The sequence below is a fragment of the Priestia megaterium genome, from assembly GCF_046599315.1.
Taxonomy (GTDB): Bacteria; Bacillota; Bacilli; order Bacillales; family Bacillaceae_H; genus Priestia; species Priestia megaterium_F.
In genome coordinates this window covers 499,465-511,502 of the sequence record NZ_JBKIKC010000001.1, presented here as the reverse complement: position 1 = coordinate 511,502, position 12,038 = coordinate 499,465, and the positions used below count along the sequence as shown (strand labels likewise).

Annotated in this window: 12 protein-coding genes; 6 read left to right on the top strand and 6 right to left on the bottom strand. The window is 31.9% G+C overall.

Annotation, left to right across the window (positions count from 1 at the left end; all coding sequences use genetic code 11):
* Positions 1 to 36: 36 nt before the first annotated feature.
* On the top strand, positions 37 to 1,017 hold the full coding sequence (locus tag ACLHDF_RS02850) for a carbohydrate kinase family protein (protein ID WP_413917514.1): 981 nt from the start codon (positions 37 to 39) through the stop codon (positions 1,015 to 1,017).
* Between the two features lie 436 nt (positions 1,018 to 1,453).
* Here ACLHDF_RS02850 and ACLHDF_RS02845 read toward each other — a convergent pair whose 3' ends face one another.
* A complete protein-coding gene (locus ACLHDF_RS02845) occupies positions 1,454 to 2,191 on the bottom strand; it encodes a sulfite exporter TauE/SafE family protein (protein WP_413917513.1) in 738 nt (245 codons plus the stop codon).
* Between the two features lie 601 nt (positions 2,192 to 2,792).
* Between ACLHDF_RS02845 and ACLHDF_RS02840 the strand changes: the two genes are divergently transcribed.
* Both ACLHDF_RS02840 and ACLHDF_RS02835 read left to right on the top strand, forming a co-directional pair.
* Positions 2,793 to 2,981, top strand: a complete 189-nt coding sequence (locus ACLHDF_RS02840) for a hypothetical protein (protein ID WP_413917512.1) — start codon at positions 2,793 to 2,795, stop codon at positions 2,979 to 2,981.
* A 268-nt stretch (positions 2,982 to 3,249) separates the two neighbouring features.
* The gene (locus ACLHDF_RS02835) at positions 3,250 to 3,888 is read left to right on the top strand and encodes a spore coat protein (RefSeq protein WP_413918250.1); all 639 of its coding nucleotides are present in this window, start codon (positions 3,250 to 3,252) and stop codon (positions 3,886 to 3,888) included.
* 213 nt (positions 3,889 to 4,101) lie between these two features.
* Here ACLHDF_RS02835 and ACLHDF_RS02830 read toward each other — a convergent pair whose 3' ends face one another.
* From ACLHDF_RS02830 to ACLHDF_RS02815, 4 genes are all read right to left on the bottom strand, one after another.
* Entirely contained in the window at positions 4,102 to 4,902 is an 801-nt protein-coding gene (locus ACLHDF_RS02830) for a DUF2935 domain-containing protein (RefSeq protein WP_413917511.1), read from the bottom strand.
* Positions 4,903 to 5,334: 432 nt separating this feature from the next.
* Positions 5,335 to 6,108 carry an alpha/beta fold hydrolase gene (locus tag ACLHDF_RS02825; RefSeq protein WP_413917510.1) on the bottom strand — a complete coding sequence of 258 codons (774 nt, stop codon included), beginning with the start codon at positions 6,106 to 6,108 and terminating at the stop codon, positions 5,335 to 5,337.
* A 673-nt stretch (positions 6,109 to 6,781) separates the two neighbouring features.
* Positions 6,782 to 7,219, bottom strand: a complete 438-nt coding sequence (locus ACLHDF_RS02820) for a helix-turn-helix transcriptional regulator (protein ID WP_413917509.1) — start codon at positions 7,217 to 7,219, stop codon at positions 6,782 to 6,784.
* Positions 7,220 to 7,545: 326 nt separating this feature from the next.
* Positions 7,546 to 8,493 (bottom strand): DMT family transporter, encoded by a 948-nt coding sequence (locus ACLHDF_RS02815; protein WP_413917508.1) that lies wholly within the window; start codon positions 8,491 to 8,493, stop codon positions 7,546 to 7,548.
* A 157-nt stretch (positions 8,494 to 8,650) separates the two neighbouring features.
* On the opposite strand from ACLHDF_RS02815, the gene ACLHDF_RS02810 reads away from it, so the two are divergent.
* The 3 genes from ACLHDF_RS02810 (at position 8,651) to ACLHDF_RS02800 (ending at position 10,794) form a co-directional block, all read left to right on the top strand.
* On the top strand, positions 8,651 to 9,493 hold the full coding sequence (locus tag ACLHDF_RS02810) for a TrmB family transcriptional regulator (protein ID WP_413917507.1): 843 nt from the start codon (positions 8,651 to 8,653) through the stop codon (positions 9,491 to 9,493).
* Between the two features lie 425 nt (positions 9,494 to 9,918).
* Entirely contained in the window at positions 9,919 to 10,071 is a 153-nt protein-coding gene (locus ACLHDF_RS02805) for a hypothetical protein (protein ID WP_413917506.1), read from the top strand.
* Positions 10,072 to 10,704: 633 nt separating this feature from the next.
* Positions 10,705 to 10,794: a PTS glucose transporter subunit IIA gene (locus tag ACLHDF_RS02800; protein WP_413918249.1), complete on the top strand. Its 90-nt coding sequence runs from the start codon at positions 10,705 to 10,707 to the stop codon at positions 10,792 to 10,794.
* Positions 10,795 to 11,595: 801 nt separating this feature from the next.
* Here the strand turns inward: ACLHDF_RS02800 and ACLHDF_RS02795 are convergent.
* The gene (locus tag ACLHDF_RS02795; protein ID WP_413917505.1) at positions 11,596 to 11,856 is read right to left on the bottom strand and encodes a YnfE family protein; all 261 of its coding nucleotides are present in this window, start codon (positions 11,854 to 11,856) and stop codon (positions 11,596 to 11,598) included.
* Positions 11,857 to 12,038: the final 182 nt, after the last annotated feature.

Genomic DNA, 12,038 nt, shown 5'->3' with positions numbered 1-12,038 from the left:
TTCAATTTTAAAATTAAGTAAATGAGTGTGATATAAGTGCAAAATAATATAAGGGAAAATGCTCCAGTTGTTTGTATAGGAGAATTATTAATTGATTTCTTTTGTAGCGATATTGATTCTAATTTAATAGAAGGACGCCAATTTTTAAAAAGTGCCGGCGGAGCACCAGCAAATGTATGCGCAACCATAGCAAAACTAGGAGGGAATGCATCATTTAGTGGTAAAGTAGGCAGGGACCCATTCGGTTACTTTTTAGAAGTAACCTTAAATTCATTAAACGTAGATACTTCTATGCTTGCTTGGGATGAGAAAACAGCAACTACTCTAGCCTTTGTGTCACTGCAAGAAAATGGTGAGCGAGACTTTGTGTTTCATAGGGGAGCTGACGCTTTAATGACAATGGATGACATTGACCTAAATGAAATAAATAAAGCTAAAATCCTTCATTTTGGTTCAGCCACGGCTATGTTAACTTCTCCATTCCGTGAAACTTATTTAAGCCTTATATCTAGTGCTAGAGAAAAAGGAAAATTTATTTCTTTTGACCCTAATTATCGAAGGGATTTATGGAAGGAAAGATTGGTTGATTTCATTTCAATGGCTAAGAAGGCTATTTCTTTAAGTGATTTTGTGAAAGTAAGTGAGGAGGAATTAGAGATTATCACAGGCACTAAGAATCATGAGTTAGGTGTTGATATTCTTCATCACATTGGAGCTAGAATTGTAGCGGTTACGCTTGGGAAAAGAGGAACATTAATATCTAACAGTAGCAAAAAGAAACTAGTAAAAAGTATTCCTGTTATGTCAATTGACTCTACAGGGGCAGGGGATGCTTTTGTAGGTGCAACTTTATTCAAATTATCGAATATACATGATATCAAATTCATTGAAAAAGATTTTAATCAGTTACTCGATATTATCACATTTGCAAATCGGATTGGAGCGCTTGTGTGTACAAAAATAGGCGCAATTGAAGCACTTCCAAGTATTGAGGAAATAGAAATTAGTACTGTATAAATATCTTAGTCCTAACAATATAATAACTAAAACACGCACGGTACAAAAGCCACTTGTCATTATATAAGTGGCTTTTTGCTACGTTAAATATATCAGGTCATTCACGTATTATTCCATAGCTTATATAGATGATTTAGAAGCACCTATAGGAAAATAAATCTAAATAATGAAAAGCTCTTCATGACCTATTTATCTAGGCTAGAAGAGCCTTTTTGCTCTAGGAAAGAACATATAACTAAGAATGTGCACAACATTAATATGTAAAATGAGGAAAAAAATATTATTATATAGTTATAGATTAAGCGTAATTTATTATAAGTAAGTTTACGTAATGGATTTTCTAGGAATATGTAAAGAAGCACCTAACCAGTCTTTTTAGGTGCTTTTTAATCATCACTCTCTTATTGGTTTATATTTTTTTATATCTTTCACTTCTTTATGTGTTAATCAGCAAAAGTACTCCAGAAATCAGGATAATAATACATACTAACTTTTTAATAAGTGTACGTGGCAGATGCTCGAACCATCGAAGTCCTAATTTAGTCCCAATCAATATAACAAATAGGCTAGGGAGTAAATAGAACCCAAAAGAAGGATTATAATCTCCGTTTATTCCATGCAAAGTTAAGGTAAAACCGTTTGTAATGATAAAAGAAGCTTGGAGATTTGCATTGTATTCATTTTTTTCTTTATAACGCATTAGAAAATAAAAAGTAAAAAACGGTCCCCCAACCGCAAATACTCCTCCAATAAAACCACCTATTAAACCGATAAATACGGTGAAAGGAACTTTTTTATAAAGAGGTGATGGAGTTGTTTTCTCTTTTGTAGTTAGCAGATAAATAACCATTGCAATAAGAATGAAACCAAGTATTTTTTTTACCCAGTCCATATCTCCATATGTATTTAGAAAATAAAATGAACATACACGACCAGTCAAAGCTCCTATTAAAATAATAGTTATATTTATCCAATTAATTAATTTTAAAAAACGAAATAAAATCGTAAGCGAAATCACAATGGTCAAGGCTAAAACTAATAGTGTACTGTCTTTTAAAGTCAGAAAAAGAGGTAAAAAACCCATTGAGAATAATCCAAAACCGAATCCACTTGCTCCTTGAATAAAGCTCCCTATGAATAAAATAGACAAAATAAGAATTAATTCTTCTAACATATCTATGCTTTCCCCTTATTACTTAATCATTGAGATATACTAATTTTATTCTTTGGAACATAAAGTAATGTTTCTTATTTATTTCTGCTAAAAGGTTTTTATTTGTTATACTGTTTTTCTAAATGTATATGATCTGTCAACCTAGTCAATATAATCATTCTTTCCCAAATGCTGAAATTTGCACAGAGTGATCAGTTACTAACAAAACTAAAGTTAATTTCCTCAGATTTACAGGGAATAGTTCGAACGCTAGGTAGAAGAGGGGTTAATACATATTAGTTTTATTTCCTGAGAAAACTATTCAAGATGGATGAACCATCATTTTGCGAATACCTTTCAATAAACATAAAAATCACTGATTAAGCCCAGTGGTTTTTATGTTTTAAAGATGTATATCTTATCCACCTTTAGTTACCATAATATGCTTTACAGGTACAAATAAATCGTTCACAATTTTAAAAAAGTAATAAATATTGATTTGAAATATATACTAAATGAAGAAAAGGCACAGGAAAGTATAAAACAAAAATAACATTTATATCTAGGTTGTTAAAAAACTTATCCTTAATGAGCATTGTTTAATTAAAAGGAGGAATTTTATATGGGTAATAATCAATCAAATGATTTAGAACAGGTATTAGAGAACAATACAGATGAAACTGAATTAGGTAAATCTGAGAAAGAGTTTGTAACAAAGCCTAATAAGCCTTCTGATCCTTATCCGCACAAGTATTATACTGGGGACATTTCTATGGTTTCTAACGCTGTGCCAAGAAACGAGAAAGAATAAAAAAGTTTCTTTTGATATCCTGATAAAACCACCTTAGTTACGATAACAAAGATTATATACATTTTTTTCTTATAGAAATATCTTACTCAATAGAGGATAATATGTTATAAGGTATTTCTCACTCCATATATTAAGCCCTTGAAATTTATTTCGAGGGCTTTTTTGCTGCATCTTCATCATCATAGGTTAGAAATATGAATAAAGTTCCTTCCTTTATACAAACTAATGACGATATATAATCTAGTACAAGCAGGAGGAATTTTAAATGATGGAAAATCAATCAGGTCAAACACATCAAAATATGCATACGGGAAATATCCCTCCCCAAATGAATCACGGAGGACATGAGGTGTTTGATGTACAAGAAGTACTAACAGGAGCAATCGATACATTAAACACATACACATTATTAAGCCCACACGTAAAAGATCCAGAATTAAAGGATATCCTGAATCGCCAATTTCAATTTATGCAACAGGAATATAATACAACTGTAGAATGCTTCAAAACAGGGCAAGACCCTTCAACACCTACACAGAGTTATAAAATGAACCAAGGTAATGACTTTGTATATGGACTTAAGCCTTCTCAGCCTAAGAAACCATTCCAATCTGCGTCAGAAATGACAGATGAGTGTATTTCTAGCCTTATGCTCGGTGCCGTAAAAGCATCAGCACCTATGAAAACGATGGCGGCTCTTGAAATAACCAATCCTGTTGTACGCCGTGTGTTAGCTGATTCTGTTCCAAATTGCATTGAGATGGCGTATGAAATTTCTCTCTATCAAAACAAACATCATTATTACCAAGTACCACAGCTTGCGCAACAAGATATGCAGCAAATGGTAAATGCATTTGCACCTGCTCAAGGTCAACCGCAAATGCCAAATAACAATACCACTCATTAATATAAAAGAAGTAATTATAATGTAAGACTGGTTCATTTTATAGTGCTAGAAGCTTGATATTTCGAATCTTCACCGAATGAAGAAGAATTAATAGTGCTCAAGCTTGTCAAAGCTATCCTTTTTGTAAAATAATCAAAAGGATAGCTTTTCTTATAAAATCAGATATATTTCTCCGTTTAAATCGTTCACAAATATAAAGGGTAAAATTGGCACCTATTTATAATGAGATGACGTAGGGTCACACGATGGTTTTGCGGTATTCGTTGATTGCGCTAACTTAGTTAAATAGTAGCATTCTTCCCTCATCATATGATCGGCCATTAAAGCAGAAAATGTACTAAGCATCTCGTTTGATAGTTCTAATTCTTCGATCTCATGAAGAAATACTTGAAATAACTCTATTTCTAACTTAACGTCTTTGTTCATTTTTTTTAATGCTGGAAAGGATTCAAGGTTCGTTCTTAAATAACCAGTTAATTCTACAGCCTTCAGATAAAAATGTTCAAAATGGGTAGAAAATTGCATACTCTTTTGTTTTAGTTGCTTTTCTACTGCATCAAGACTATCGGAAATAGCTCCAGCATGTCCCGCAGCATCTAATGTCCATAATAAATGATGGTGAAGCTCATGAAAGATGGGTGGAATTTGTTGTTGTTCTAAATAGCTAAGAATTAATAAATACTCATCCAGCTCATTGACCATATGGTTTAGAAAAGTAGGTGTAAGATGAATCGTAAAGTCAGTTGTTAAGTGCTTTTTTAATAAGGATAGTTTAAATTCTTTGAGTGCTATTGTTTGAGCTTTAGCTTTCATTGTAATGCTTTCTAGGTTATTATGGTCTGCTTTAACTTTTTCTAATAAACTATTAAAAGTTTGGATGAAAGTTTTAGCCGCCTGTATTTCCTCTTGCTCTTTTTCTGCCAAGGCATCTAAGATAAATTGGGAATGGTCTTTCAAAATTTGAATCCAAAATGTATGTTCAAAAATTGCATTTTGAGTATAGCTACTATTCATTGTTTTCCTCCTTTAATAAGATAGTCACTTTCCATACATATTAAAGAAAACCTATTTATATTAATATATAAGAGGAAATCTAGCACATTTAAGGTAAATGTTTTATCAAAACCAAAATACATTTTATAAAAAACAGTTATATTTCATTTTTTATTTTCGATTATAAGAGTAAAGTATAAAGAGACTTTCTAATCCTCATTGCTTCAAGTTGACAATACGCTAAAAGAAAGCCTACTGATTCATTCCGTATCAGTAGGCTTTCTAATTTATTATCATTTGAGCAAACTACTCTAGATGAACGAACCATCATTTTACAACTACCTTTCAACAAACAGAAGAACCGCTGATTAAGCTCAGTAGTCTTTTCTGTTTGTTATGTATTTCATAATAGTTAAAAAAATCCACTTAAAGAAAGGGTTTTTTCGCTTTGTTTTATAAATGAGATCTATTTAAGACAAATCCTGTAATTAACTCATTAAACTGAGTCCACTGTTTGGTAGGCAGTTGGTGACCTTGATTTGGTAAAACAAAGAATTCAGCATGCTTACACTTATTTTTATACTCTTTCATATAGTGAGTAGTCCAATCCTTTTTTCCACCATATATAAACAATAAAGGCATCGTTAAGCGATGAAGCTTGTCTACACAGTTATAGTGTAATGAGTGATTATAATACTGATACCAGGATTCCGGGTCTGATTTCCTCATGTAACTAACTAGATTCTTTCTTAATGTTTTGTCTTGAGTATGACTTATAGCAAGGCTTGTTATTAATATATTTGGATGTTCTTTTACCATATACATTCCTATTTTATGTAATAGCCGTCCAGGTACATCTCTTACTATAGGATAAGCTCCTGAAAGTATTAATAATTCAATTCGATGGGGGTAGTGAATAGCTAGCTCTTGAGCAATTAGACAACCAGCAGAGTAGCCACATATAATCACCTTGTCTAGATGCAGCGAATCCATAAAACGTACTAATTCGTTTGCATAAAAAGAAATTGATACAGGCTGTTTAGATTTTGAGCTTCTTCCATGCCCACTTAAATCTGGAAAGATGACTCTCATATGTTTGGATAACTCGTGTTGATATTGGAATACTTTATATCCAAGTCCAGGGGGATGAATAAAGATGACAGGGGAGCCTTGTCCATACTCTTCATAATACAAATAGTGATTAGTGTTTGTTTCAGTAAAAGTCATTATTTCTCACTCCAAAATCAGTTAATGAGTACTTTTTAGTTAAGTCTAATCTAATTTACAAAAGGTATAATCCTTTACTATCTTACAGCTAATTCAATATAGTTCCTTGTTGATTCTCGACCGTTTGAGATCAATAAAATTTTTATTATTTATTATGAAGAGACTACGTTCATTATAAAAAAGTGCTGTATTCTTGCTAATAAGATTTCTAGTAACGTTAATCGTGACGATTAAAAATGTATGAAATATATCATATAAAGAGAAAAACTTCCCCGGTCTGCCTAAGGGAAGCTCTTTTCATGGGTTGCTTATAGTACACAATGAGAAATTGAGAATGAACACCTCTCCATTTATTCAATAGTTTGATCAAGTTTTCGTGCTTTATTCATGTTAAGTGTATTTGTTGTCTTATTTCTAATAATTGTGAGTACACTAACTAAATTTATATATTATATACAGTTTAAAAATAGAAAAAGACCATCTCTTCCCAATCAAATGAGATGGTCTTCTCCTATTCGTTGAATTGTAGTCGTAAATGACTCTATCACAGCGTCTTTTTTAGTTTGTTCAAGCTCTTGATAACTTATGTATAAAAAAAGAAAAGTTTCTGGTGCTTAATCAGGAATCTTTTGCGTACATAGTGAGTACAACTCCTAGCAAAATGGAGTTTTTTCTAAAATTGAATTTCTCTGAATTGTTTGGGTGTTAAGTTTATGTGTTTTTTAAATGTTGTCATAAAGTGAGTATCGGTATTGAATCCTGATTCAATAGACATCTCCTTGATCGAAAGCTTTGTATTCTGAAGCAGTTTTTTTGCATGATTTATTCGGAAATTAATTATATATTCATACGGGGAATATCCGGTATATTTTTTAAATAAACGTGAAAAATGGAAGGGTGTTAAGTTAACCTGTTTTGCTAACTCTTTTAAATTAATATCCATCTGAAAACGACGTTCAATATATGAGATTGTTTTAATAATGATTTTTTCGTGAATATCTGTGGCATCATTTGAAATTTCATTTAACTCGTACATAATTTTATGAATGTTCATAGAGATAAAATGTTCGTTAATATTACCCTCTTTTGCTCTGACAAGAACTTGATCCATGCACTCTGAAATAATAAGACTTTCCTCAATCGAAAAAACACATCCATTTTTTTCAGAAAGAAAATCGAAATAGTGTTGAGTAGAAATTGCCGGTATATCTAAATCCTAGAAGGTGGACGTATGACCTTATTCTACGGACCCAATGATGAACTCTTGCAATTAGTAGAAAGGGTAAAACGATAAACAAAACAGAAGCATTTATCGCCGGAAACTCAATGACTAGGTCAGTGAGTTTTCGGCTTTTTGAGTTACCATAACTCTTATTATATTATCAGAAATAAAAAAGCCCTACTTTGACTGAGGACTTTTTTTTAGGTTTATACTTTTTACTTATTTTCTGAAACCGGCTTTTCACTCGTTTCCCTCATACTTAAAACTACACCCAAAAGGACAATGACTCCACCAATAAATTGGTTTATGCCAACTACTTCATTAAGTAGCAGAACAGAAAATAATACACCAAAAATAGGAACAAGATTCATTAAAGTCATAGCAGAACTAGAAGATAATTTGCGTAATCCAAAATTATATAATAAAAAAGCGATAACCGAACAGAAAACGCCTAGGTACAATAAGGTTAGAAATGATCTTATATCTGGTGTTTGCCAACTTGACTTCTCTATAAGGGCTAATGGAATAAACGTAATAGCTCCTGCCAAAGTTTGATAAAAAGAGATAGTAATCATGGAATATTTTTTGACAACTTTACGAGTTGTGAAGTTATAGAGAGCAAAAATAAAACCTGCCACAATTAATATAATATTACCAATCAATTGTTTATCATCTGCCTGAGTTTCAGGACTATAGGATATTTGATATACACCTATCATCGCTACTCCAATTCCTATGGCCTTTACCCATGATGTTTTTTTTCTAAAAAAGAGAAATTCCATTAAAACCGTTATAGCAGGATACGACGCTACAATAATAGCGGCATTAGATGCTGTTGTTAGTTGAACTCCTATGTTCTCCAGAGAAAAGTAAAGGGTAGTACCTAGTACACCACTTATAGACATTAACCCTATATCTTTGAATGAAGGCTTTATTTTATCTTTCTTGATTAAGAGAATAAATCCTAAAATAACAGCAGCTATAACAAAGCGAGCTGCACCTAATGTAAGTGGTGGAAAAGAGGTGTAGGCTATTTTTGTCCCAACAAAAGATGTACTCCATAAAAGGACGGCTATTATGGAAGCGCTTATGTATAAATTATTTCCTCTTCTAATCCTCTTTGCCTTTAACCTTTCTTGTTGTTTCGCCATCATTGTATCCATTATTACACCTCCAGGCAGTATTAAAAATTATATAGTAGCTACTTTTGTAGCAACTAAAATTAAATTATAATTTTTAATTCAAATTGTCAAGTATAGTAATGGTATACTTAGTTTAAAAACATTGACTCTATCCCCGTATTATTAAGGAGGAATAACCATGACACTCGATATAATAAAAATTTTGAAAGATGTAAATTTTACTGAATATGAGGCAAAAGCATATTTAACTTTATTGGAAAAGTCGCCTCTTTCAGGATATGCTATCTCCTTAAACTCTGGAGTTCCAAGGTCTAAAATTTATGAAGTATTAGGAGGTCTAGTAGATCGCGGAGAAGTTATGGTCAGTCATGAAAATCCAGCTCTATATACACCGTTACCTCCTAATGAATTAATCAATTTGAAAAAACGTAAAGCTGAATCTTCTTTTGAAGTAGCTGGGGAAGCTCTCGAAAAATATTCTTATGTATCCTTAAACAGAGAAAATATATGGAACATTACAGGTTATGAACCTATACTAAATCGTACGAAGGAAGCTATAAAAGAAGCTACAGGGCGTATCCTATTGGAAATATGGTCAGAAGATGCTCAGGAATTAAAAGAAGAATTACAAGCAGCAGCCAAAAGAGGCGTAGAAATTTTAATTGTTTCTTATGGAGATTTAGTATTGGATTTTGCGCAGGTTCACCAGCATGATGCAAGCGAAGAAATAACCAATGAATATGGGGGACGATGGATTGTTCTGAGTGCTGATGATCGAGAAGTAGTTGCAGGTATATTATCACTTGGTGAAGATAGCCGTGCTGCCTGGACGATGCATCCTGGATTAGTTATGCCAATTACGGAAGTTATCATTCATGACTTGTATATCTATGAAATGATGAAAAAACATCGAGATATACTAGAGTCAAGCTTTGGTCCAAATCTTATTGAACTTCGTAATCGATTTAAATTCGGCTCATCAGGTTATAGCGTAGCAGCAAAATTAGGATTAATTAAATAACCAGTATCACGGCATATATACTGATAATAAAATTACTTATCATAATCACCGTTAGCGGTAGAACAAAAATCCTAATTTTTTTAAATTAGGATTTTTGTTTCATACGTGTATATTAGCTATTTTTATTAATATCTATCTTTTAGTATTTAGAAAAGCATAACTAACGGAAGAGAAGGAGCATAAACTCGTTGGAGACCAACAGGTTTGTATTTTTTTGTTAGCTGTAAGATGTTTTACGCAAACTAATTTCGTGTAGGGTATGTCTTCATAGGTAATAAGAGCGTTTATTTCCTGGGACTTTGAATATGACCATAATAACTTATGTTAGACAGTGAAATGAACTCTGTCTTGATATTATCAAATCAGAAACATAATTCTTGATAAAGTGGAAAATGATAGTAGTAATCTTATAAGGAGGTTAGATGATGAGAGATCATGATGATCAAACGAGCGAGGGATTAAATCAAATATTTGAAATCATCAATGCAAAAGGGGACACAGGGGAATTAAATCAAATAATAAAGAAATCCAATAACGAGCTCAATCAAGACAAAGACGGTACTAAACCATACAATTAAGTAAGTTTAAGGAATCACTCTTAAAGGAACCGATTAAGTAAAAGAATTCTTGGAGCAGTAAACTTTTGCCAAGGATTCTTTTTTAGATTATGAGGTTTTTATAAATCATTGATATGACTCATTCTTTGGATAGTTAAAAGAAAAGAGAATGTATAAAAAAGCCCGCATTTTATATTAAAAATCCACCTATCCTGCAAACAATGGGTGGCATTTTAATAATTACTTTAACATATTATAATTGATTTAAATAGCTTGTCCGTAAACGTATAAGAAAGGGCAGCTTTCTATTGAGAAAAGTGTCCTTAATGCAAGATAACGTGTGTGCAAATTAATTGTAGCATGATGTTTCTCTGAAAATTAATACATATTATGTAATATTTAGAGCAAACTACTCAAGATAGATGAATCATCACTTGACTACCTTTCAATAAACAGAAAAACCACTGATTAAGCTCAGTGGTTTTTCTGTTTTTAAGCCGTGTATCGTATACATCTTTAGTTAACATAATGACCTATCTAGGAACGTATGTAAAAAAGAACTCTTACTGCAGTAGGCAAGGAGAAAGTATGGGGATAAGATATGCTTGATTTTTATACGGTGAGGGTGGTCATATTTACTAAGAGTTAGTCTTAATTCACGTAGGGTTAGAAACAGTGAACTTGAATGGGAAAGGGTTTACATGTCTAATTGAAGAGGGAGAAAAGGTTACACAAGGAACTTAGCTTTTAAAAATAGACCTAAACTACATTAAAGAAAATGCGAAATCATTTGTTACACCAATCATTTTTACAAATTTATCTGAACGTAATCAAATAGAGTTATTAAAAACAGGGTACAATGAGCAAGGTATAACAAATATTATTAAGTTAGTTTCTAAAAAACAGTAAGTTAATTAAATCTAATTTATCATGTTAAGGGTACTTTTCTAAATAGAAGAGTATCCTTTCTTTTTATTTAATGAGCAAATTATGCTCTTGAAAAGTCTACTCAATCAAGCTTGTTACTTGTTTTATCCCATTCATTCAATATTTATTAGAAAGTGGGTTGAATAATGATGAAATACAACAATAAAATATCAGCTGTATGTTTTTTCGTAAAGTTTGAAACGATAAATACAAAAAGACTTGCTTTAGGTGAAAAGCAAGTTAAAAGAAAGATAATCATGTTGGTAATTCCATTATAATCCATAAATGGTGAGTGAATATTAAAATATAGCTAAAATCAAATTAAAAGTGAATTAATTCATAAAAAAGATCAATTGACCTTTTTTAATTGGTAGCAATTGCATAACGTAAACACTAGCCACCTGAAAGGAACTAGCTAAAAAATTCTATTACTGCTTTCATAAGAATTATACATTAAAATAAAAAACACCCGTGAAGGCGAGCGTTTTTATAAACTTAACGTGTTAAAGGAGAAACGATTCGTCAGCAAAGGGAGCAAGCTGATTAGTTACAGTACGTACTCGTTTTTTGTAGTTATACGTATTTAATGTAATTCAACAAACATCCATTATCAAAGTACTATTTAGTTAATTGATTATACATTTCTTCTAGTTCTGAAAAAGAGATATCTTTAGATGCATAACCTACAGCAGCATCCACAATTCTATCAAAACTTTCAGATGAGATACTTTCTGCTTTGAGGTATCGCTCATACTGCTCTAGTTGCTCTTGCTGGTTTTCTAAATCCCTCTCTTTGCCTTCGTAATCAGGAGCTTTCATTGTTTCAATATTTTTCTTAACAACATCAACATACCGTCTTAATTCTTCCACACGTATCATTCTCCTTACATTTTTGAAGTAACACATAGATCAAAAATATGAAACATCAGTAAAGGGAAAGCGGAACTCTCCCTCTATAAATATTGCATTAAACATCCAAAATTATACATTTAAAAAACAAAAGCACCCATAGAGGGTGCTTTTCGAAAAAATTCTTCATTGAAAGGAGAGACCATTCACCC